The organism is Pseudomonas sp. TWR1-1-3 (genome assembly GCF_049896805.1).
Taxonomy (GTDB): domain Bacteria; phylum Pseudomonadota; class Gammaproteobacteria; order Pseudomonadales; family Pseudomonadaceae; genus Aquipseudomonas; species Aquipseudomonas bubulae.
Genome location: NZ_JAFCUZ010000005.1, coordinates 528,612 through 550,736, shown reverse-complemented (window position 1 = coordinate 550,736; position 22,125 = coordinate 528,612). Strand labels below are relative to the sequence as shown.

Here is a 22,125-nt window from a genome sequence, read left to right as displayed (position 1 = left end):
TTGTAGGCGCATTAACTTTCTTATGTCTGTTTCTTCTCGCGATGCCTTGCGTACGGCCCTGTTATACGGGCTGCTAGCGGTTTTCTGGCTGCTGGTGACTGATCATTTATTGAACAGTTATTTCGATGATTCAGCACAGTTGGTGCGGTGGCAGCAGGTAAATGGCTATGTTTTTGCCCTGTTCAGCGCCGTACTGATTTTTTTCGCCCGGGCCCGTTTGTTCGATTTTTTGGGGATGAACCCCGGTCTGAAGCGCCAGCTTCAGGATAGGGAGCGCTTGCGTCAGGCAGCGGTGGTGTTTGACTGCACCCGTGAAGGGGTGCTGGTCAGCGACAGCCGCGGGGTGATCGTTCACGTCAACCGTGCCTTGGTTGAAATAACCGGCTACCCGGCCGAAGAGGTGCTTGGCCGACGCCCGAACATGTTCAAGTCGGGTCGCCACGGCCCCGCGTTTTATCAGGCAATGTTCAAGACGATCGATGAGCGCGGCGAGTGGCACGGCGAAATCTGGAACCGGCGCAAAAGCGGCGAGGTCTACCCGCAGTGGCAGACCGTGCGCTCGATTACCGATGACAAGGGCCAGGTCAGTCACTATGTCGCGGTTTTTTCGGATATCTCCGCGATCAAGAACTCCCAGACCGAGCTCGCACGTCTGGTTCACCATGATCCCCTGACTGACCTGCCCAACCGTCTGCTGTTCACCGACCGCACTGAGCAGGCGCTGGCTTCTGCGCAACGCCACCAGACCGGCTGTGCTCTGCTGATGATCGACCTCGATCACTTCAAGATCATCAATGACAGCCTGGGCCACAACGTCGGTGACCTGCTGCTCAAGGCGGTGGCCGAGCGTTTGCTCAGGGTGTTCGGCAAAGGCTTTACCGTGGCCCGGCTGGGCGGTGATGAGTTCGCCGTGCTGGTCGACAGCTGTGAGCATGCGAGCCAGGCCGCCGGGCTTGCGCAGCAGGTGCTGGAGGTCATGAAAGGCCCGTTCGATGTCGACAGGCATCAACTCTTTATCAGCGCCAGCGTCGGCATCAGCGTGTTCCCCGGCGATGCTCTGAACGCCGAGCAATTGCTGCGCAATGCCGACTCGGCTTTGTTCAAGGCCAAAAGTTCGGGACGCGAGGGTTATGCCTTGTACACCGAGGAGCTGACGGCCCATGCCCAATACCGGGTTGAGGTGGCCAGCGATCTGCGCCGCGCCCTGGAGCAGCACGAGCTGCGCGTGTACTACCAGCCGGTGCACAACCTTAAAACCAGCCGCCTGATTGGCGTTGAAGCACTGGTGCGCTGGGAGCACCCGCTGCGGGGGCTGTTGTCACCGGGTGAGTTTATCCCGATCGCGGAACGTACCGGGTTGATCGCCGAGATTGACGCCTGGGTGCTGGAACAAGCCTGTTGGCAGATGGTTCAGTGGCAGGCTGCAGGTGTGGAACTGTCGTTTGTGGCGGTGAATATTTCCAGCCGACTGTTTGCCCGTCCCGAGCTGTTTTCGCTGGTTTCAACGGTACTGGCAGACACCGGGCTGGATCCGGCCTTGCTGGAGCTTGAAGTGACCGAAAGTGCGGTGATGGACAACTCGCAAGTGGCCCTGGAGCAGATGCATCGTCTGCGGGTGCTGGGTTTGCGCCTGGCCATCGATGATTTCGGCACCGGTTTTTCATCTTTGCTGCGACTCAAGCGCCTGCCTGTGCAGAAGCTGAAAATCGATCAGGGCTTTGTCGCCGGCTTGCCTGGGGACAATGATGATGTGGCGATCGTGCGAGCGGTTATCGCACTGGGTCAAAGCATGGGCCTGGAGGTGCATGCCGAAGGGATAGAGCAGGTTGAGCAGGCGCAGTTCCTGCTCGACCTTGACTGCAACCTGGGCCAGGGCTACTGGTTTGGGCGTCCGATGCCTGCCAAGGATCTGGACTGGCAGCGGGCGCCGGCAATTCGCCCCTGAACCGGGCTTAGTCCTTTTCTGGCGGCAGGGTCGGCAGCGCGCGCAGTGCGGCTTCGTACCACTCAGTGTTAAAGGCGCGGTCTTCTTCGAGGATCGCGTCAATCTCCACGGCCAACACATGGGCCATCATCTGCAGAATATCGTCGCGCTCGTAGCCGACCAGGGTCAGTTTGTTGAACGTGGCTTTGGCAGCAGGCGGGTTGTCGCTTTCAATCTGGTTTTCAATCGCCTGAATCAGGGTGGATTCGGCGAACTCTTCTTCTTCGTTGTCGATATCGGTTGGCTCGCTCATGGGCAGGCTCCTTGGGTAAAGGTTGGCAGTCTAACGGTATTCAGGATGCTGATGCTGCTAGCCAGCCTGATGGCGAAGCTCTATAACAGCTGCTGCCAACCCCAACACGGCCTGGAGGCTTTGTAATGCTCAAGCTTTATGGATTCGCAGTCAGCAACTACTACAACATGGTCAAGCTGGCGCTGCTGGAAAAGGGCGTGCCCTTTGAAGAAGTGCCGTTTTTCGCTGGCAAGACCCCTGAGGCGCTGGCCATCAGCCCCCGCGGCAAAGTCCCGGCACTGGGCGTTGAACAAGGTTTTATCAACGAAACCAGCGTGATCCTGGAATATATCGAGCAAACCCAATCGGGCCTCAGGCTGCTACCAGTGGATCCGTTTGAGCGTGCGCAGGTGTTGGCACTGGCCAAGGAAATCGAGCTGTATATCGAGTTGCCTGCCCGCGCCTGTTACCCCGAGGCGTTTTTCGGCATGCAAGTGCCCGACGCGATCAAGGAAAAGGCCCGCACCGAGCTGCTCGACGGTATCGCCTCCCTGGGCCGTCACGGCAAGTTCGCGCCTTATGTCGCGGGCGAGATCCTGAGCGTGGCGGATATCTACTTCGCCTTCAGCGTTGATCTGGCCTGTGGCGTCGCACACAAGGTGTTTGGTCTCGACCTGCTGGCCGACATGCCGGGGGCCAAGGCATTGCTGGAGCGTCTGCAGCAAAACCCGCACGTGCAGAAAATCGCCGCGGACAAGGACGCCGCCATGCCGCAGTTTCTGGCGTGGATCAGCAGCAAGAAATAACCAGTACACAGGGTGTCGCCCCCTATTGTGGGAGCGAGCCTGCTCGCGAAGGTCTCAAGAACATCGCGTTTATCCAGCAAAACGCGTTATCCATAACACCTTTCGCCAGCAGGCTCGCTCCCACAGGGGCGCCGCTTTGAGGTTTAACGGCTGGCCAGCAGCGCCTTGCCGCGAACTACTGCCGCTTTCACCTGCGCCGGCGCAGTGCCGCCGATGTGATCACGGGCATTGACCGAACCTTCAAGGGTCAGTACGGCAAACACATCGTCTTCGATCTGATCGCTGAACTGACGCAGTTCTTCGAGGCTCATTTCCGCCAGGTCCTTGCCGGTCTCAACGCCGTACTTCACAGCGTGGCCGACGATTTCGTGGCAGTCACGGAACGGCAGGCCACGGCGCACCAGGTAGTCGGCCAGATCGGTCGCGGTGGAGAAGCCACGCAGCGCCGCTTCACGCATGATCGCGTGCTTGGGCTTGATCGCCGGGATCATGTCGGCAAAGGCGCGCAGCGAGTCGCGCAAGGTGTCGGCGGCGTCGAACAGGGGTTCCTTGTCTTCCTGGTTATCCTTGTTGTAGGCCAATGGCTGGCCTTTCATCAGGGTCAGCAGGCCCATCAGCGCACCGAATACACGGCCGCTTTTGCCACGTACCAATTCCGGCACGTCGGGGTTTTTCTTTTGCGGCATGATCGAGCTGCCGGTGCAGAAGCGGTCGGGCAGGTCGATAAACTGGAATTGCGCGCTGGTCCATAGCACCAGCTCTTCGGAGAAGCGCGACAAGTGCATCATCGCGATGCTGGCGGCGGCGCAGAATTCGATGGCGAAATCGCGATCGGAGACGTTGTCCAGCGAGTTGCCGCCCACGGCGTCAAAGCCCAGCAGTTGTGCGGTGAATTCGCGGTCGATCGGGTAGGTGGTGCCCGCCAGTGCGGCGCTGCCCAGAGGCATGCGGTTGGTGCGCTTGCGGCAGTCGACCAGGCGCTCGTAATCGCGGCTGAGCATCTCGAACCAGGCCAGCATATGGTGACCAAATGTTACCGGCTGTGCGGTCTGCAGGTGGGTAAAGCCGGGCATGATGGTCTCGGCTTCACGCTCTGCCTGTTCCAGCAGGCCTTTTTGCAGGCGGGTGATCTCGGCCAGGATCAGATCGATTTCGTCACGTAGCCACAGGCGGATATCGGTCGCAACCTGGTCATTACGGCTACGGCCGGTGTGCAGTTTTTTGCCGGTCACGCCGATGCGGTCGGTCAGACGCGCCTCGATGTTCATGTGCACGTCTTCCAGATCGATGCGCCAGTCAAACGTACCGGCTTCGATTTCGCTCTGGATGGTTTTGAGGCCGTCGATGATGCTGTCGCGTTCGGCATCGGTCAGCACGCCGACCTTGGCCAGCATCGTGGCGTGAGCCACGGAGCCCATGATGTCATGGCGATAAAGGCGCTGGTCGAAAGTGACGGAGGCGGTGAAACGCGCAACGAAGGCGTCGACGGGTTCACTGAAGCGGCCGCCCCAGGACTGATTGGTCTTGTCGGTGCTCATGGATTCGCTCGTAATCGGCTGAGGGGAGTTACACAAATAGTTACCGCGAATCATAACAGGGTTGCCATTCATGGCGTTGACGCAGCTCGGCAGGTTTTTGTGTGAAGTGCGGTATAAATAAATTTCCGAAAGGAAATGTATCGTTTGAATACTTTCGCCTTGGCAACCGTCTACAGTTGGTCGTATGGATCAGTCATAGCAGGTCTTTGTAGATTGCCAGACGTATCCGGTATTAAATCGAGCAATCGAGGCAGGTGAATATTGCTGTGAGGTTTGCGGCACTTTTTGGCCTTCGCGCTAGTCTTAGCGTGGATCGCCGTGACAGTCGTCACATCACCTGTCTACGCTATCCTTGTGCGAGACTCACGCAGGAATACAGCGCTATATGAATGTCCTGATCGTTGATGACGAAACCCTGGCCCGCGAGCATTTGAGCCATTTGCTCAGCACGCTCGGGGGCTATACGTTGCTGGAGCCTGGCGCCACTAATGGCGAAGAGGCACTTAACCTGATCGAAAGCCTGAAACCGGATGTCGTTTTGCTCGATATCCGCCTGCCAGGCCTCGACGGGTTGCAGGTTGCAGCCAAATTGTGCGAGCGCGAGCTACCGCCTTCGGTGGTGTTTTGCGTGGCGCCTGACGAGTTTTCCGTACAGGCCCTGCAAGAGAGCGGTGTCAGCTATGTGCTCAAGCCGGTCACCGCAGATGCCCTGCGTGCTGCCCTGAAAGAGGCGCACCGGCCCAACCGCATCCAGCTGGCTGCACTCACCCGGCCTGCCGCGCAAACGGGCAGTGGCCCACGCAGTCATATCAGTGCCAGAACCCGAAAAGGCATTGAGCTGATCCCTATCGACCAGGTGATCTACTTTATCGCTGACCATAAATACGTGACATTGCGTCACGCTGGCGGTGAAGTTCTGCTCGACGAGCCGCTCAAGGCACTCGAAGACGAGTTTGGTGAACGCTTTGTGCGTATTCACCGTAATGCACTGGTGGCCCGAGACCGCATCGAGCGCTTGCAACGCACGCCCCTTGGGCATTTCCAGCTGTTCCTGCGCGGCCTGAACGGGGATGCGCTGATTGTGAGCCGCAGGCATGTGGCGGGTGTTCGCAAGATGATGCAGCAACTGTAATTCGTGCTCAAAAGGCGTGGATACGCCGTTTTTGGGCCAGGGAGGCCGAGGACTTTCTGATACAAGTCAAAGCTGTTTTGGCTGAGCTGTTATTATCAGCCGTATCTTTTCAGTACGGATTGATCCATGTCCTCTCGCGAAATCCGCATCGCTACCCGTAAAAGCGCCCTGGCTCTTTGGCAGGCCGAATACGTTAAAGCCCGTTTAGAGCAGGCTCACCCCGGTATTTTGGTGACGCTGGTGCCCATGGTCAGCCGTGGTGACAAGCTGCTGGACTCGCCGCTGTCGAAAATTGGCGGCAAGGGGCTCTTCGTCAAGGAGCTGGAAACAGCCCTGCTCGAAAACGAAGCAGACATCGCCGTGCACTCCATGAAAGACGTACCGATGGACTTCCCTGAAGGCCTGGGTCTGTTTTGCATTTGCGAGCGCGAAGATCCGCGTGACGCCTTCGTTTCCAACACCTATGCCAGCCTCGACGATTTGCCTCAGGGCAGCATTGTCGGCACGTCGAGCCTGCGCCGTCAGGCCCAGTTGCTGACTCGCCGTCCGGACCTGCAAATCCGCTTTCTGCGTGGCAACGTCAATACCCGTCTGGCCAAGCTCGATGCAGGTGAATACGACGCCATTATCCTCGCGGCTGCCGGCCTGATTCGCCTCGGTTTTGAACAGCGCATCACATCACCCATCAGCATCGAAGACAGCTTGCCAGCCGGTGGCCAAGGCGCAGTGGGTATCGAATGCCGCAGCGCAGATCCCGAAATCCATGCCCTGCTGACGCCTTTGCATCACGCCGATACGGCCGTGCGCGTTACGGCCGAGCGTGCGCTGAACAAGCATCTCAACGGTGGCTGCCAAGTGCCGATTGCCTGTTATGCCGTGCTTGAAGGCGAGCAAATCTGGCTGCGCGGCCTGGTCGGCGAGCCGAGTGGCGGTGTGTTGCTCAGTGCCGACGCCCGTGCGCCGCGTGCACACGCCAGTGAGTTGGGTGTGCAAGTGGCTGAGGCTCTGCTGGCCCAAGGGGCTGGGGATATTCTCAAAGCCGTTTATGGTGAGGCAGGTCACGAGTGACAGGCTGGCGCTTGCTGCTGACCCGGCCAGCCGAGGAATCGGCCGCGCTGGCCGCTGAGCTGGCGGCTGCCGGGATATATAGCAGCAGCTTGCCACTGCTGGCGATCAGCCCGTTGACCATGACTGAGGCTCAGCGTGCGCTGATTGCGGGTCTTGACCGGTATTGCGCAGTGATTGTGGTCAGCAAGCCTGCGGCGCGCCTGGGGCTTGAGCTGGTCAGCCAGTACTGGCCGCATGCGCCCCGGCAGAAGTGGTTCAGCGTTGGCGCCGCGACGGCGCAGATTCTCGCCGATTACGGCCTCGATGTTAGCTACCCTCAACGGGGTGATGACAGCGAGGCGCTGCTGGCGATGCCCGAGTTCAAGTCTGCAGTGGGGGGGGATCAGCCCAGCGTGTTGATCCTGCGTGGGGAGGGTGGTCGCGAGTTGCTCGCGGATCGTCTGCGCAGCATTGGCGCGCAGGTCGACTACCTTGAAGTCTACCGCCGCGTACTGCCGTCATACCCGCCTGCAACCCTGTCCCGGCGGGTTGAAGTGGAACGCCTGAACGCGCTGGTGGTCAGCAGTGGGCAGGGTTTTGAACATTTACGGCAGATGGCAGGCGATTCCTGGCCCATGCTTGGGTGCCTGCCGTTGTTTGTTCCAAGCCCGCGGGTTGCTGAGCTGGCTCGCAGCGCCGGGGCGCAACATGTTGTGGATTGTCGTGGTGCAAGCGCCACGGCTTTGCTGGCGGCGCTGCGGGAGCATCCCGCACCTGCTTTCTAATGCAAAGGATGGATTCGTGAGCGAAACAGTCTTGTCCAAAGAACACGTGCAGCCCGCGCCAGAAGCGCCGGCTAAAAAAACCGAACCTGCACCACAGGGTCGAGGCAATGGCCTGGCGGTTTTCGCCCTGTTGCTCGGCGCCGCCGGTGTTGCTGTCGGCGGCTGGGGGGTCTGGCAGGTGCGTCAACTGCAAGCTGCCACCGCAGAGCAGCTGAGCGACGTACCGGCCCTGGCCGCGCAAACGCTTTCGATCAAGCAGGGCGAGCAGAAGCTGCTGGCGCGGCTCAACCAACTGCCTTCGGCCAGTGAACTGGATAATCAGCGCCAATTGGTCGTGCAGCTGCAAGGCGATCAGCAGCGCCTGAACCAGCGCCTGGAAACCGTGCTGGGCGAAAGCCGTAAAGACTGGCGCCTGGCCGAGGCCGAGCACTTGTTGCGTCTTGCCACCTTGCGCTTGTCGGCCCTGCAAGACGTCACCAGCGCCCAGGCACTGGTACAGGGCGCGGACGCGATTTTGCGTGAGCAGAACGATCCGGGTTCATTCGCCGCTCGTGAGCAACTGGCCAAAAGCCTGACTGCATTGCGCAGTGTTGAGCAGCCGGACCGCACCGGACTGTTTTTGCAGTTGGCGGCCTTGCGTGATCAAGTGGCGCAACTCAGTGCGCTGGCCCCGGCCTATCAGAACCAGGGTGACTCGCTGGCCAGCCTCACCGCTGATGGCGATGGCGCGAGCCGTTGGTCCCGGTGGTGGGAGGAGATCTCGCACTACATCCGCATCGACTTCAATGCCGACAAAAATGTGCGCCCCCTGTTGGCTGGCCAAAGCCTGACCCAGGTTCGCTTGGCCTTGAGCCTGGCGCTGGAGCAAGCCCAGTGGGCGGCGCTCAATGGCCAGGAGTCGGTTTACACCCAGGCCCTGGCGCAGGCGCAAGATGTGCTCAAGGGCAACTTCAATGCGGATAACCCGCAGAGCAAAAAAATCCTCGAGCAAGTGATTGAACTCGGCAAGCAGCCGGTTACGGTAAAAACCCCGGACCTTGCGGCTGCCTTGAGCGCAGTACAGGCCTACCTTGAGCGTCGGCATGTGCGTGCGCAAGAGCCGGTCAAAGCGGCTGCCAGCCCTGCGCAGGAGGCACTTCCATGAAGCGCTTCTACGTGATTGTGTTCTTGTTGATTGCAGCTGCGGCCTGCATCGGCCTGGCAATTGCTGAAGATGCGGGCTATGTGCTGATCGCCTATAAAAATTTCCGTTACGAATCCAGTGTCTGGGCAACGCTCGCGCTGCTGGCCGTCCTGTGGCTGCTGGTGTGGGGAGTCAAGCTGCTGGTGGAGCTGGTGACGGCTTCTACAGGGCTGGTCAACCCGTGGTCGCGGCGCAACCGCAGCCGTCGAGTGCAGATCGCCATCGAGCAAGGCCAGATGGACCTTGCCGAGGGCCGCTGGGCCAGCGCACAGAAGCATCTGGCCCGTGCCGCCGAAGCCGAGCCGCAGCCATTGCTCTACTACCTGGGGGCTGCACGAGCGGCCAACGAGCAGGGGCACTACGAAGAAAGCGACAACCTGCTGGAGCGAGCGCTGGAACGCCAGCCTCAGGCCGAACTGGCCATTGCCCTGAGCCATGCCCAGTTGCAGGTGGACCGTGCTGACACCGAGGGCGCGCTGGTGACCTTGCAGGCCATGCACGAGCGCCATCCACACAATGTTCAGGTGTTGCGCCAGCTGCAGCGTCTGCACCAGCAGCGTGGCGACTGGACGGCGTTGATCCGCCTGTTGCCAGAGCTGCGCAAGGACAAGGTATTGCCGCCCAAGGAGCTGGCCGAGCTGGAGCGACGGGCCTGGGGGCAGAATCTGAGCCTGGCGGCCCAGCGTGAAAGCGAAGGCGAGGCGGGGTTGCAGTCACTTCAACGCGCCTGGCAACAGCTTACCTCGGCCCAGCGCCAGGAGCCCGCGCTCGTGCTGGCCTATGCCGAGCAATTGCGCCAGCTGGGCGCGCAAACTGAAGCCGAAGAAGTCTTGCGCGGGGCGCTCAAGCGCAGTTATGACAGCCATCTTGTGCGCCTCTATGGCCTGCTGCGCGGCAGTGACCCGGTGAAGCAGTTGCAGGCCGCCGAAGGCTGGCTCAAGAGCCATCCCGGCGATGCCAGCCTGCTGTTGACCCTGGGTCGCCTGTGCCTGCAAAACAGCTTGTGGGGCAAAGCGCGGGATTACCTTGAAAGCAGCCTCAAGGTGGAGCGCAACCCCGAAACCTGTGCCGAGCTGGCACGACTGCTGGCCCAGTTGGGGGATACGGGGCGCAGCAATCAGCTTTTTCAGGAAGGGCTGAATTTGCTGGATGAGCGTTTGCTCGCATCCCCCTTGCCAGTCACTGCCACGACCCTGTGAAGAGGTCAGCCTGGCGTGTGTTTCGGCACACGTGGGGCTGCCTGCAGTATTGAGCGAGCGAGGGGCAATCTGCCTTTTCCTACATGATTTGTTCTAAAGGCTTAGTGTTTCTGTTGGGGTTTCCTTGGTTTCTTCGAGAACTATCCGCTTAGGGTCACCTTGAAAGGGCTAATGGCTTTCATCTACCGTAACCAACTGTCTCTTTTGTCATGGAAAAGCCATGTTCTTGGCAGCTTCACGTTTTATTTTCTTTTTAGCCTTTGTAGTAGGCGCCTTGGTAATGGGCGGCACTTTTTATCTCGAGTACGGGCCCGGGCTCAAGCCTTGTTCGCTATGTCAGGTTCAGCGTTTTTTCTTGCTGGATTTCTGCCTCGTCAACCTGGTGGCTTTTGCCCATGGCCCCAAAGGTTTTGGCATGTTGTGTTACTCCCTTGCCTCCATGTTGTTCGCGCTGGGTGGCGCGGCGAGTGCCTTGAGGCAGGTATGGCTGCAAGAGCTGGCGCCAGATCAACTGATGCTCTGTCAGCCAGAGCTGGCCTGCATCTGGCGCGACATGTCGCCGAGTGAAATCATTTCGATGATTTATCGTGGCAGTGAGGACTGCACACATATTCACTGGACCATCTTTGACTTGAGCATTCCCGAGTTGAGCTTGCTGGCCTTTATCGGGCTGCTTGTTCTTGCCATCTTTCAGATCAGTCGCTCGATTGCCAGGGACAAATTACCCCGTGACTGCGACGTGAAGTAGCACTTGGGATTAAACACTTGTATGAATTTTCTCTCGTGGGTACCTTGAAGCAGTTGGCAAGCGGGCATAATCTGGCCCGCACGTATCACGGAGTTATGCCGCCCAATGCCCGTGCAATCGTGCAGGTTTTGGTTCACACAGGCCTGGCTGATGTCGGGTGGCATGGGCCCACAAGGGAAGAGAGATCATCATGCTCGAAAGATGCGAGAGTGCTCAGGAACGATTCAACGGCGTCCACCAACTGGTAGACCGCTGGTTGCTTGAGCGCCGTAAACTTGTGAAGGCTTATGCGGTTCTGCTGGAGCAGCAAAACAATCCCAAACGCGGGCCTCAAAAAGAGTTTTGCCAGCTGCTGGTCGACTATGTTTCCGCAGGCCATTTCGAGATTTACGAGCAGCTCAATCAGGAGGCCAAGGCCTTCAATGACGAGCGCGGGCTTGCCCTGGCAGAGACCATCTACCCGCGTATCAACGTGATTACGGAGGCCGCCCTGGCTTTCAACGATCATTGTGATGGTAAGGCCCATCGCCCTGACTGTGACAAGCTGGCAGAAGAGATCAAGGTTTTGGGCGCTCTGCTTGATGAGCGTTTTGAGCTTGAAGACTGCTTGATCGAAGTGCTGCACAGCGCGCACAAGCAGAAAGAAGCCGCTCAGGCTTAAGCAACAATTCATTTAAAAAACGGTGCGCAATGGCGCGCCGTTTTTTATTTCCGGGACGGTTACTTTCGGGTAGCGAACAGTTCGATTTCAAACACCAGTGGTGTATTGGGGGCAATCAGATCCCCGGCCCCCTGGGTGCCGTAAGCTTGGCTTGAAGGTATCGCCAGCCGCCATTTCGCACCCACCGGCATCTGTACCAATGCACTGCGCCAGCCGGCGATAACGCTGCCCAGGCGAAACCATTGTGGTTGGGTGCTGTGGTCGAACACGGTGCCATCGGGCAGTAGGCCCACATAGCTCACATACACCGAATCCTGTGGGCCGGGCTTGGCGCCTTTGCCGGGTTTTAGTTCGGTCAGGATGATGCCGTCGGCCAGCTCGCGAGCCTGGGGTTGCTGTTTTTCGACCAGCAAAAAAACTTCTTCAGCGCTCAGGGCGGCGTTGATGCCTGACGAGGCCTGCCCGGGATCTGTTTGAGCCTGATGCTGCGCCAGAATCTGGCCGATGCGCTCATCCGTCAGGGCCAGCGGTTTGCCTTGGTAGGCGGTGTGCAGGCCCTCGATCAGTGCCTGGATTTGAAGCTCGGGGACTTCCTGGCGCAAGCGTTCGCCCAGGCTGGCGCCCATGCTGTAGGCCAGATCGCGGGCGTCGTCGGGGGAGGGAGAGGGGGCTGCGTCAGCCACAGGCGCAAGGCACAACAACATCCAAAACATGTAACGCGGCATGGGGGTTCTCCGGCGTGATGTGCGAGCGATTATGCCAGCGCCCGAGCGGCGCCGATGTTTTAATTCGAAGGGGCTAAAAGACGTTTGGGCACTCTTTGAATTTAGCTGGCTTGGCCGTTAAAGATTGATCCAGCACAAGTTTTTCGACGTCATGCAACGTGCAGCTATCCTTAGTGTCAACATGCCCTAGCGGCGGTAGTTGCAGAGGTCTAGTATGAGCCGCACTCACTTCAGCCAGGAGGTAAACCATGTCGGCCAATAAGAAGCCCGTAAATACGCCGTTGCACTTGCTCCAACAGCTCTCAGGCAGTCTGCTTGAGCATTTGGAAAACGCTTGCTCCCAAGCGTTGGCTGATGCTGAGAAACTGCTCGCCAAGCTTGAAAAGCAGCGCGGTAAAGCGCAGGAAAAACTGCACAAGTCACGTGCAAAACTGCAAGACGCCGCCAACGCCGGAAAATCCAAGGCTCAGGCCAAGGCCAAGTCTGGGGTCAAAGAGCTCGAGCAACTGCTCGACTCACTCAAAGACCGTCAAAGCGAAACGCGCACTTATATTCTGCAACTCAAACGTGATGCTCAAGAAAGCCTGAAGTTGGCCCAAGGTATCGGTCGAGTCAAAGAGGCTGTTGGCAAGGCTTTGTCGAGTCGCGATGCCAAGCCTGCAGCGGCAGCGAAAAAACCGGCTGCCAAAGGGGTTGCCAAGGCTCCGGCCAAAGCACCGGCCAAAGCAGCTGCCAAGCCTGCCGGCAAAGTAGCGGCGGCTAAGCCTGCGACCAAGCCAGTTGCTGCAAAAACCGTAGCGGCCAAGCCGGCAGTGTCCAAAACGGCTGCGGCAAAACCGACCGCCAAACCCGCAGCAGCCAAACCAGTACCAGCAAAAGCCCCGGTAAAAGCGGCGGCCAAACCTGCTGCTAAACCTGCAGCGGCCAAACCTGCCGCTAAAACCGCAGCGGCCAAGCCCGCAACGGCCAAGCCTGCGGCAAAACCCGCAACGGCCAAACCTGCAGCGGCCAAGCCTGCGGCAAAACCCGCAGCGGCTAAACCTGCAGCAGCCAAGCCTGCCGCAAGAAGGCCAGCAGCTGCCAAACCGGCCACGGCTCCGGCCAAGCCCGCCGTGACGTCCGCCGCCGCGGCACCCGCTACAACCCCGGCGTCAACTCCGGTAACCGCTACAAACTCGGCTACGACCCCAGCCAGCGCTTCTTAAGCGCGATTGATTGCGACGCGCAGCGTATGCAGCGCGTCGCAATCAGGGTGACCGGCATCGACCGTCATCTTCTGCAGCCAGGCGCAGGTATCCTGCGATGGCGTTTCCGACCAGCCCTGAGTCACGGATTCCAGGCGCCGCAACAACATCCGTTCGGCCTCCAGCTCCAATGCCTTGACCTGCACGCGCAGCGTCGCCAGTGCATCGTCGTGCGCGGCTGCTTCGCGCCAGCGTGTTCGCAGTTGTCGCAACGGCTGAACCACTTCGTGCTGCCAGGGTCCGGCACAGGCATTCAGTTGCCCAAGGCGCGCCTTGTCGAAGGCCACGCCGCGCTCCTCAAGCCAGGCTGCACACAGCAGCACACACACATCCACACCCTGGTCCTGCAATTGCAGGCAGGCCTGCTCCACCCCAGGTCGGGCATAGAGGTTCAAACAGTAATTCCACAGGTCAGTCTGCATAGTGCAATTCGCGCCAGTTGAGAGGGAAGCTGGTAGACTCCGCCGCCATTATGATCCGACTTCAGAACCTGACTTTACAGCGTGGCCCGCAACGTCTGCTAGAAGACGCCGAGCTGACCCTGCACGCCGGCCACAAAGCCGGTCTGGTCGGCGCCAATGGCGCCGGTAAATCCACTTTGTTCGCCTTGCTGCTGGGTGAGTTGACGCCTGATTCCGGGGATTGTCTGCTCCCGGCCGACTGGCGGATCGCCCATATGCGCCAGGAAATCGACACCCTCGACCGCATTGCGATCGACTATGTGCTCGATGGCGACCAGCGATTGCGCCAGGTGCAGGCCGATCTGGCCAGGGCCGAAGCTGACGAGGACGGTGCTGCGCAAGCGCGCCTGCACTCCGAGCTGGACAGCGCCGACGGCTACACCGCCGATGCACGGGCGCGCAAAATGCTCGCCGGACTGGGCTTTACCAACGAACAGATGGATCGCCCGGTTGCCGATTTTTCCGGTGGCTGGCGGATGCGCCTGAACCTGGCTCAGGCCCTGATGTGCCCGTCGGATCTTTTGTTGCTCGATGAACCGACCAACCACCTGGATCTCGACGCCATTCTCTGGCTTGAAGACTTCCTCAAGAATTACCCTGGCACCTTGCTGCTGATCTCTCACGATCGGGACTTCCTGGATGCCGTGGTCGACAACATTGCCCACGTCGATCAGCGCAAAATCACCCTGTATCGCGGTGGTTACAGCGCATTTGAGCGTGCCCGTGCCGAACGTCTGGCCCAGCAGCAACAGGCCTACGAAAAGCAACAGGCGCAACGTGCGCACATGGAAAGCTATATCGCCCGCTTCAAGGCCCAGGCCACCAAGGCCCGTCAGGCGCAGAGCCGGATCAAGGCCCTTGAGCGTATGGAAGAGCTGAGCGCGGCCCATGTGGATTCGCCGTTCGACTTCGTGTTCCGCGAAGCGGTCAAGCTCTCCAGCCCGTTGCTCGACTTGTCCGATGCGCGCCTGGGTTATGGCGACAAAACCATCCTCGAGAAGGTCAAGCTGCAACTGGTTCCGGGCGCCCGTATTGGCTTGCTCGGGCCAAACGGCGCGGGTAAGTCGACCCTGATCAAAAACCTCGCAGGCGAGTTGGAGCCACTGTCGGGTCGGTTGGCCCGTGGCGAGAATCTGGTGGTTGGCTATTTTGCCCAACATCAGCTCGACTCACTGGATTCCAAGGCCAGCCCGTTGCTGCATATGCAGCGTCTGGCGCCGACCGAGCGCGAACAGACCCTGCGCGACTTCCTCGGTGGTTTCGATTTCCGGGGTGCGCGGATCGACGAGCCGGTACTGAACTTCTCCGGTGGCGAAAAAGCCCGCCTGGCGCTGGCATTGATAGCCTGGGGCCGCCCGAATCTGTTGCTGCTCGACGAACCGACCAACCACCTCGATCTGGAAATGCGTCTGGCGCTGACCATGGCTCTGCAAGAGTTCAGCGGCGCGGTGCTGGTGGTGTCCCACGATCGCCACCTGCTCAAGAGCACTACGGATGAGTTCCTGCTGGTTGCCGATGGCAAGGTTCAGGAGTTTGACGGCGACCTCGAAGACTACGCGCGCTGGCTGGCCGACTACCGTTTGCGCAATGCGCCGGTCAGCACCACGCTGGTCAACCCTGACAAGACCGATAAAAAGGCTCAACGTCAGGCCGCTGCAGCGTTGCGTCAGCAGCTGGCACCGCATAAACGCGAAGCTGACAAGCTTGAGAGCGAGCTGGGCAAGGTCAACGAAAAGCTGGCGAAAATCGAAACCAGCCTGGGCGACAGTGCCGTTTACGAAGCTGCGCGCAAAGATGAATTGCGTGATCTGCTGGCGGAACAGGCCAAGCTCAAAGTGCTCGAAAGCCAGCTGGAAGAGCGGTGGATGGAAGCGCTGGAATTGCTTGAGTCCATGCAAGCAGAACTGGAAGCCCTGTCCTGATGGAAGCCCTGCACTTGCCAGTGCCCGCCGAACTGATCGCACCGCTGTGGATCGGTGTGCAGATTTTGCTGATTCTGTTGGCGGGTTACTTCTCCCAACGTGTCGTGGCGCGCTTCCTGACGCGGCTGGGCGAGCGCTACCCGTTTCCTCCGCAACTGATGATGCCGCTGCGCGGCGGCTTGCGCTGGTTCATCATGGGCAGCGCAGTGATCGTCGTGCTGGAACGTCTGGGGGTTTCGGCCACCGTGTTGTGGACGGCGCTGTCGGGCTTTGTGGCGGTGGCGGCGATTGCCTTCTTCGCCATGTGGAGCGTGCTTTCCAATCTGCTGTGTGCAGTGTTGATCTTTACCGTGGGGCCGTTTCGCATTGGCGACGTGGTGGAGTTGCTCGACACGCTGGACAAGCCCGGCGTCAAAGGCCGTGTGGTGGCCATCAATCTGCTTTACACCACGCTGATCGAGCCCGCTGAATCGGGCAGTGGTAGCAGCATGGTGCAAGTCCCCAACAGTCTGTTCTTCCAGCGCTCGGTACGCCGCTGGCGAGAAAGCGACCTGTAACGCTCCCGCAGAGTCAAAACTACCCTCAGAAATTTGTGGTCAATTTTCAACCAACGCATTAGCTTAAGGGACTTGTTACAGATCTTGTCCGAGGTGTGCGATGTCGTTGGAAACGTGGTTGGCCTTTTTTGCTGCCTGTTGGGTGATCAGCCTGTCCCCCGGCGCTGGCGCGATTGCTTCGATGTCGTGCGGTCTGCAGTATGGTTTCTGGCGCGGTTACTGGAATGCCCTGGGCCTGCAACTGGGCCTGGCGTTGCAAATCGCCATTGTCGCAGCCGGTGTCGGCGCCATCCTTGCAGCCTCGTCTACCGCTTTCTATGCCATCAAATGGTTCGGCGTGGCTTACCTTGTTTACCTCGCCGTCAAACAGTGGCGTGCCCTGCCGGCTGATCTGAGCGATGACGCCGCCGTGCGTCCCATCGGCAAGCCGCTGGCTCTCGTATTTCGCGGCTTTCTGGTCAACGTCAGCAACCCCAAGGCGCTGGTGTTCATGCTCGCGGTGCTGCCGCAGTTCGTAAACCCGGCAGCGCCGCTGGTGTCCCAATACCTGACGTTGGGCGTGACCATGATCTGCGTCGACCTGATCGTCATGGCCGGTTACACAGGGTTGGCGTCCAAGGTCCTGCGTCTGCTGCGTACGCCGCAACAACAGCGCCGGATGAACCGCACCTTTGCCGGTCTGTTTGTTGGCGCGGCGGGTTTTCTGGCGACGTTGCATCGCGCTACAAACTGAAATCTGTGCAAAAAGCGCATAAGTCATATGCGCGCCCTGGCGTTGTAGCGAGGTATCGGTCTTTTTAGACTTTTACCCTCCGTTGCATCATTCCAAACCAGAGGTTCATATGACTTTTACAATGCCCAAACTACTGTCCTCATTGCTCGCCTGTCTGAGTCTGGCGGCAACTTCAGCCATCGCGGCTGAGCCTGCCGTCAATCCCAACCCCACTATCCGTGCCATGTCTGGCGCTGTTCCGATTGATCGTCTTGACCCGGCCTCTACGGCTTTACTGGTGATTGATTTTCAGCAGGAGTACTTCACCGGCCGGTTGCCGATCCCGGACGGCCAGAAGGCACTCAACAAGACTCGCGAGCTTATTGCATTCGCGGACAAGGCCAGGATTCCGGTTTATCAGATTCAGCATATCGCCCCGGCGGGCTCAGCGGTTTTTGCGCTGGACGGCGAAGGTGTGAAATTCCACCCGCAGATGCTGCCTCGCGCGGGTGATACGGTGTTGCAAAAAACCACCGTGAGCGTTTTTGGCAGCACTGAACTGGACCGCCTGCTGAAGGAAAAAGGCATCAAGACGGTAATTATTGCCGGCCTGATGACCCATGCCTGCGTGGCCGGCGGCGCTCGGGACGCTGCGCCGCTGGGGTACCAGGTCGTGGTAGCATCTGATGCTTCCGCTACCCGCAGTATTACCCGGGCAGACGGCTCGAGCATTGATGCAAATAGCCTGCACCGCGCAGCCCTGGCTTCAGTCGAAGACACCTTTGGCGACGTCATGACTACGGCGCAGATCGTTAAATTGCCTCTAAAGTGAATCTCAATCGATGAATCAGTTGCTGGCCATGCGGGCGTTTTGCTGCATCGTCGAGAATCGTGGATTTTCGGCAGCAGCCGAGCAATGGGAAACCACGTCTTCGACATTGTCCCGGCATTTACAGCATCTGGAGGCACAACTCGGTGTGCGGTTGATCAACCGCACAACCCGGCACTTGAGCCTGACTGAGGCAGGGGAGCGCTATCACGCGGCCTGCCTCGACATTTTGCAGCGGCTCGACCAAGCGGCGTTGGCTGTTGCCGACGATGGCAGCGAACCGTCAGGGACTCTGCGTATCAGCGTGCCTTTGGTGATCGGGACGCTGGAGTTGGGCAATTGGTTGCCCGGGTTCCAGCAACGCTACCCCAAGATCCGGGTAGACCTGTCCTGCGAGGACCGTTTTGTTGATCTGGTGGCTGAGCGCTTCGACCTTGCACTGCGCATCAGCGGCCCCCTGGAAGACTCCTCGCTGGTGGCCAAGAAACTGACCGTATCCGATCTGATTCTGGTGGCTGCACCCGGTTATGTCAGTCGCCAAGGCTTGCCACGCCAGGTCGACGAGCTGGCTACCCATCAGTTACTCGGTTTTACGGGGAGCAATGAGTGGCGGTTGAATTCGGCGCGGGCTGATACCGTGGTGGTGGCGCTCAACGGACGTTTCAAAACCGACACCATTACCTCCCTCCACAGCGCCGCGTTGGCCGGTCTGGGCATTGCCGCGTTCACACGGGCGACGGTGCAACAGAACTTGCAAAGCGGCCAGTTGGTACAGATTCTTCCCGACTACAACGCAGGCCAGCGTCATTACTTTGCCCTCTATCCGCACGCCCGCCTTCTGGCCCCCAAAGTGCGTGTTTTTGTCGAGTTCATGGCTCAGCATTACACGTCGGTCTGATCTCAGCTGTTGAGCGACAACTGGCTTGTGCTCAGGGCTCAGCGCAGAATCACCGCAGCTTCATCCTCGGGTAGTCTGTTGAGTGGTGCTGGCGCGCTCTTTGGCGGCTGAGGTGCAATGCCTGTCAGTTGCTCTTGTAGTCGCCGTACCACGTCCTCGCCAAGGGTTGCGGCTACGTCGCGTATAACCTGGGGCCGGTTAAGGGACACTCTGAGATCGTGGCGGTTTGTCAGTTTGATGTCCTCCCCTTTACCCATGGCAGTGAATGCTGAGGTGACCTCAAGGGTACGGGTGTTGATCAGGCTGAAGTCAGCAACCAGCGTCAACCCCAGTATCGCCGAATAACTCCTGGTATTGGCCAGTGCGTTGAGGTCCCGGGTGAAATCAATGTCAGACACCGTGCCAAACAGAACGTAGTCGGCGCCTTTGAAATGACCGGCCTTTATGCGCTTGATGACGTCATAAACATCCGTTTTGTCGCTGGCTTTGTAAGGCGTGGCCTGCACCAGTCGGAACAACCCGGATTTGAGAATCTTTCCTTTGATATCGCCACTGAAATTGCGCAACTCGTTTTGCTGGATGTAGCTGTTTCGGTTCTCGTACGTTTGGTAGCTCGCCGAGCCATTGGCGTTGTTCGGGCCGGACTGAAAACGGTTACGTGCAGTGGTTGACTGGACGTATTGCTGTACACGGGTCTCATAAGCCAGGTCGGTCACGGCTATTTTGGGGGCAGCTTGAACTTCCCAGATACAGAGCAGGCTGATAACGCATATCCAGATACGCATCGCTTAGCGCTCCGTTGTTTTGCGGATTTCTTTGTCGTCCATCCATTCCGCCAGGCCGCTTTCGAGATCGACCAGTTGCAGGTTGAATGTGTAGAAAACATCTTTGAAGTCCTTGCTGCGCTTCACAATCGAGGTGATGGAGCCTTCGAGGCGGTATTTGGCTGCGATCATGTTGCCGGTCTTGCTGATCGTCGTTTTTTTGTACAGGCCGCTTTGGTTTTGCAACTGAAGTTGGTCGACCTGGCTTTGCATGTCGGTGTTGTCGCTCGCAAAACGAACGGTGCCGGTTTTCATCAGTTGGGTTTTTATCGACGTGGTTATCTGGCGGGTATCGATGTACTCGCTGGTTTTGTTTTTCACATCGTAGACCTGTACCACCGGCCTTCCCTGAAGAATGCCGGACTGAGCAAGGGAGCGTGTCATGCTTTCGGCGATCATCTGCAGGTCAGTCGAGCCAAATTCATTGGTGATCAGTTCCACAGCCTTGGTGTCGCCATAAGCTATGTTTTTGCCGCCGATGACTGGCGAAGTGTTGGAACACCCGCTGATCAGAATCAGCATAAGGGCGAGTAATGAAGTGCGTGCAAGCATGGAATAGCTCTCCAGGTGTGACAAAGGCTACAGGCTCAGGGGGTTTTCACTTCCAGGCGGAAATCCCTGGCTTGAGGCACTGGTGCAATAGCAGGAATAAAAGTGTTTTGTTTGGCGTACAGGGTGATGGTTTTCCAGCCTTCTTCATTGGCAACGGGAAACCCGTCCTTGCCCAGCCAGGTAAAGCGGTAATAAACCAATCGGTTGTGGCGGCTGGTGTTGGTCATCTGGGCGTTTACGGTCATGAAGCCATTTACACGCGCTACGCGGATCGCTCCGGCAGAGATATGTTTGAACTTGCCCATGACCGTAATCTTGCTTGCTGCACTGTTGGGTTGTGGAGGTGACGGTGTGGCGCAGCCGATCAGTAAAAACAGCGCCAGAGCGCCCGAGAGCAAATATCGCATCGTGGGTTCCTCAGGGTTTTTGTCGGCTTATGAAAGCCAGCGGGGGGGTGACGGGTGTAGTACTGCCAGCGGCGGCATGGTGGAAAACGCGATTACCGATCGTGCGTATCGTGATGACCTGATAGCCGCGTTCGGCCCTTATGCGTATCGGCGTACTGCCCGGGATGTCGGGCAGGCTAATTTGATGCTCACCACGGCTGAGGCGTAAACGCACCACATATGTGTTGTCTGCCAGGGTGCGCCAGGTGCGCGTATCCGCGTCTTCCAGAACAGTCGAAGCAACTCCCAGAAGCAGGCCGGCCAGCGGGTTGTCGTCATTGAGTTGTTTTTGTGCGACGCCTCGAGTGACAGCCCGCGCGCTGCTACGCAGGAGGATCCACGGCAGTTCATCGCGCAGGGCGCGACGCGACATGGTCGTGGTGGTGTTAAGCAAGGTGAGGGGATGGAGCTGGCCGTTGACGACGACATGGGTGAGGGGCCTATTGGGGGTGTAAGGCCTGATCACCGGAAATGACAGCGGCGTAATGACGAGGTTGTTGCTGATGGTTAATGGCAGTGGGAGACGTATTGAGTCTCGCGCCGGTGCAAAGCCATTTTGCAGCACTATCAGAATTTCGCTTTCATCGCTGCGGGCCTCTGGTTTGTCCAGGTTCAGCAGGTTTTGCTCGATCAGAGGTGTGTTGGGTCGCAGTTCTGCGGCCTTTCGATAGCCTGGTGCGGCAAGGCTTCGTTCACCCAAAGCCTCATAAACAAAGCCCGCCAAATAATGACTAAAGGCGCTCTGATAACTATTTTTCAGCTCCAGTACGTCGGGTGCATCAAGACTTTCCAGCGGGTAGCCACGCAGATCCTTGAACCGGGCTCGTACTCCCCTGCGTTCTGCTTCCTGCTCACGTTTCAAGTATTCCTTGTCCCGAAGTTCAGTGATCAGGGCTTCGCGTTCATGGGTTTTTTTGATCTCCGTGCGGGCACCTTCGAAATCGTTAAGGTTCAACAGATTCAGAGCCATTTGCGTACTCAACCAGACTTTCTCGTAGTCATGGCCTTCATAGCGGCGGACTTTGTCGTTGACCAGAAAACTGGAGAACTGTGCGAGGTACCTGGCGGTATCGAGCCTGACCGACTCCTCCCAGGCATATATCAATTTGTCAGCGTTGCGCCATGCCTTCTGGCTTGCAGCAAGGTCGCCCTTTGCGCGCAATAACTCGCCTTTTTCCAGGTAGTAGAGAAGGTCTTTGTTCTGGCTGCTGTTGTTTTGTTCGAGCAGGACCAGTGCGCCATCGACATTGCCAGCCGACAACTGCTGGTTGGTGGCTTGCAGTTCGCTGTCATAACTACGAAATACCGAGCATCCAGTCAGTAAGGTGAGCACGCTCAAAATGAGAGCGTTAAGGGCGCGAGCGGTCATGGGTATGAGTGTCCCCGGGCGTATAAACCATAAATACTTGTCGATACCGCAGAGACCGGGCCCGAGTACGGGTGATCAGTTGTGGTGAAGGATCGGTATTTTTAGCAGCGTCGGCGGAGGGGAAATAGCCTTAATCAGGGCGTGATGGCTGTGTTTAATCACTTTGGGAAAATGCCTACATTTGTGGCGATAGTTAACCCACAAGCACTTGCAATAAAGGGGCGATCAATCTGCAAGGCTCGCTATGTTTGGCCAGTTCAATCGCAGAATT

The 22,125-nt window shown here is 58.5% G+C and carries 23 protein-coding genes and 1 pseudogene; 16 read left to right on the top strand and 8 right to left on the bottom strand.

The window, feature by feature from the left end:
- Positions 1–22: 22 nt before the first annotated feature.
- Positions 23–1,945 (top strand): phosphodiesterase DibA, encoded by a 1,923-nt coding sequence (gene dibA, locus ACP7BE_RS20940; protein ID WP_095017810.1) that lies wholly within the window; start codon positions 23–25, stop codon positions 1,943–1,945.
- Positions 1,946–1,952: 7 nt separating this feature from the next.
- Here dibA and ACP7BE_RS20935 read toward each other — a convergent pair whose 3' ends face one another.
- Positions 1,953–2,237, bottom strand: coding sequence for a hypothetical protein (locus ACP7BE_RS20935; RefSeq protein WP_016782995.1), 285 nt, complete (start codon positions 2,235–2,237; stop codon positions 1,953–1,955).
- Between the two features lie 125 nt (positions 2,238–2,362).
- On the opposite strand from ACP7BE_RS20935, the gene ACP7BE_RS20930 reads away from it, so the two are divergent.
- Positions 2,363–3,022, top strand: coding sequence for a glutathione S-transferase family protein (locus ACP7BE_RS20930; RefSeq protein ID WP_133143930.1), 660 nt, complete (start codon positions 2,363–2,365; stop codon positions 3,020–3,022).
- Between the two features lie 143 nt (positions 3,023–3,165).
- Here the strand turns inward: ACP7BE_RS20930 and argH are convergent, their stop codons facing one another.
- Positions 3,166–4,560 carry an argininosuccinate lyase gene (argH, locus tag ACP7BE_RS20925; protein ID WP_095000670.1) on the bottom strand — a complete coding sequence of 465 codons (1,395 nt, stop codon included), beginning with the start codon at positions 4,558–4,560 and terminating at the stop codon, positions 3,166–3,168.
- Positions 4,561–4,817: 257 nt separating this feature from the next.
- Between argH and ACP7BE_RS20920 the strand changes: the two are divergent.
- The 8 genes and pseudogenes from ACP7BE_RS20920 to rsd all read left to right on the top strand — a co-directional run.
- Positions 4,818–4,949: pseudogene (locus ACP7BE_RS20920) on the top strand (sensor histidine kinase); the annotation flags it as partial.
- Entirely contained in the window at positions 4,946–5,692 is a 747-nt protein-coding gene (locus ACP7BE_RS20915; protein ID WP_095000671.1) for a LytR/AlgR family response regulator transcription factor, read from the top strand. The pseudogene ACP7BE_RS20920 and the gene ACP7BE_RS20915, both read left to right, overlap by 4 nt.
- Positions 5,693–5,818: 126 nt before the next feature.
- Positions 5,819–6,760: a hydroxymethylbilane synthase gene (hemC, locus tag ACP7BE_RS20910; RefSeq protein ID WP_095000672.1), complete on the top strand. Its 942-nt coding sequence runs from the start codon at positions 5,819–5,821 to the stop codon at positions 6,758–6,760.
- Positions 6,757–7,524, top strand: coding sequence for a uroporphyrinogen-III synthase (locus tag ACP7BE_RS20905; RefSeq protein ID WP_095020091.1), 768 nt, complete (start codon positions 6,757–6,759; stop codon positions 7,522–7,524). Before hemC ends, ACP7BE_RS20905 begins: the two co-directional genes overlap by 4 nt.
- A gap of 16 nt (positions 7,525–7,540) precedes the next feature.
- On the top strand, positions 7,541–8,668 hold the full coding sequence (locus ACP7BE_RS20900; RefSeq protein WP_095000674.1) for a uroporphyrinogen-III C-methyltransferase: 1,128 nt from the start codon (positions 7,541–7,543) through the stop codon (positions 8,666–8,668).
- The gene (locus ACP7BE_RS20895) at positions 8,665–9,906 is read left to right on the top strand and encodes a heme biosynthesis protein HemY (RefSeq protein ID WP_095000675.1); all 1,242 of its coding nucleotides are present in this window, start codon (positions 8,665–8,667) and stop codon (positions 9,904–9,906) included. The genes ACP7BE_RS20900 and ACP7BE_RS20895 overlap by 4 nt, the downstream gene beginning before the upstream one ends.
- 220 nt (positions 9,907–10,126) lie before the next feature.
- A complete protein-coding gene (locus ACP7BE_RS20890) occupies positions 10,127–10,654 on the top strand; it encodes a disulfide bond formation protein B (RefSeq protein WP_095017808.1) in 528 nt (175 codons plus the stop codon).
- 190 nt (positions 10,655–10,844) lie between these two features.
- Positions 10,845–11,315 carry a sigma D regulator gene (rsd, locus tag ACP7BE_RS20885; protein ID WP_095000677.1) on the top strand — a complete coding sequence of 157 codons (471 nt, stop codon included), beginning with the start codon at positions 10,845–10,847 and terminating at the stop codon, positions 11,313–11,315.
- 59 nt (positions 11,316–11,374) lie between these two features.
- Here the strand turns inward: rsd and ACP7BE_RS20880 are convergent, their stop codons facing one another.
- A complete protein-coding gene (locus ACP7BE_RS20880; RefSeq protein WP_095000678.1) occupies positions 11,375–12,040 on the bottom strand; it encodes an FKBP-type peptidyl-prolyl cis-trans isomerase in 666 nt (221 codons plus the stop codon).
- A gap of 248 nt (positions 12,041–12,288) precedes the next feature.
- On the opposite strand from ACP7BE_RS20880, the gene ACP7BE_RS20875 reads away from it, so the two are divergent.
- A complete protein-coding gene (locus tag ACP7BE_RS20875) occupies positions 12,289–13,245 on the top strand; it encodes an AlgP family protein (protein ID WP_095017806.1) in 957 nt (318 codons plus the stop codon).
- Here the strand turns inward: ACP7BE_RS20875 and ACP7BE_RS20870 are convergent.
- Positions 13,242–13,706 carry a TIGR02444 family protein gene (locus ACP7BE_RS20870; RefSeq protein ID WP_095020093.1) on the bottom strand — a complete coding sequence of 155 codons (465 nt, stop codon included), beginning with the start codon at positions 13,704–13,706 and terminating at the stop codon, positions 13,242–13,244. The genes ACP7BE_RS20875 and ACP7BE_RS20870 overlap by 4 nt on opposite strands.
- Positions 13,707–13,756: 50 nt before the next feature.
- On the opposite strand from ACP7BE_RS20870, the gene ACP7BE_RS20865 reads away from it, so the two are divergent.
- The 5 genes from ACP7BE_RS20865 to ACP7BE_RS20845 all read left to right on the top strand — a co-directional run bounded on the left by ACP7BE_RS20865 (position 13,757) and on the right by ACP7BE_RS20845 (position 18,663).
- A complete protein-coding gene (locus tag ACP7BE_RS20865; RefSeq protein ID WP_095000682.1) occupies positions 13,757–15,667 on the top strand; it encodes an ATP-binding cassette domain-containing protein in 1,911 nt (636 codons plus the stop codon).
- Complete coding sequence (locus ACP7BE_RS20860) at positions 15,667–16,224, top strand: mechanosensitive ion channel family protein (RefSeq protein WP_095000683.1); 558 nt, start codon at positions 15,667–15,669, stop codon at positions 16,222–16,224. Before ACP7BE_RS20865 ends, ACP7BE_RS20860 begins: the two co-directional genes overlap by 1 nt.
- A 100-nt stretch (positions 16,225–16,324) precedes the next feature.
- Entirely contained in the window at positions 16,325–16,957 is a 633-nt protein-coding gene (locus tag ACP7BE_RS20855; protein WP_095000684.1) for a LysE family transporter, read from the top strand.
- A 121-nt stretch (positions 16,958–17,078) separates the two neighbouring features.
- Entirely contained in the window at positions 17,079–17,768 is a 690-nt protein-coding gene (locus ACP7BE_RS20850; RefSeq protein WP_240055612.1) for a cysteine hydrolase family protein, read from the top strand.
- Between the two features lie 10 nt (positions 17,769–17,778).
- Entirely contained in the window at positions 17,779–18,663 is an 885-nt protein-coding gene (locus tag ACP7BE_RS20845; RefSeq protein WP_095000685.1) for a LysR family transcriptional regulator, read from the top strand.
- Positions 18,664–18,701: 38 nt separating this feature from the next.
- Here the strand turns inward: ACP7BE_RS20845 and ACP7BE_RS20840 are convergent, their stop codons facing one another.
- From ACP7BE_RS20840 to ACP7BE_RS20825, 4 genes are read right to left on the bottom strand one after another with little or no spacing between them, the layout of a single operon-like run.
- Complete coding sequence (locus tag ACP7BE_RS20840) at positions 18,702–19,448, bottom strand: penicillin-binding protein activator LpoB (protein ID WP_426107085.1); 747 nt, start codon at positions 19,446–19,448, stop codon at positions 18,702–18,704.
- Between the two features lie 3 nt (positions 19,449–19,451).
- On the bottom strand, positions 19,452–20,039 hold the full coding sequence (gene lpoB, locus ACP7BE_RS20835) for a penicillin-binding protein activator LpoB (RefSeq protein WP_095017803.1): 588 nt from the start codon (positions 20,037–20,039) through the stop codon (positions 19,452–19,454).
- 35 nt (positions 20,040–20,074) lie between these two features.
- On the bottom strand, positions 20,075–20,446 hold the full coding sequence (locus tag ACP7BE_RS20830; RefSeq protein WP_153379250.1) for a YcfL family protein: 372 nt from the start codon (positions 20,444–20,446) through the stop codon (positions 20,075–20,077).
- Positions 20,447–20,456: 10 nt separating this feature from the next.
- A complete protein-coding gene (locus ACP7BE_RS20825) occupies positions 20,457–21,854 on the bottom strand; it encodes a COG3014 family protein (RefSeq protein WP_426107082.1) in 1,398 nt (465 codons plus the stop codon).
- Positions 21,855–22,125 lie beyond the last annotated feature (271 nt).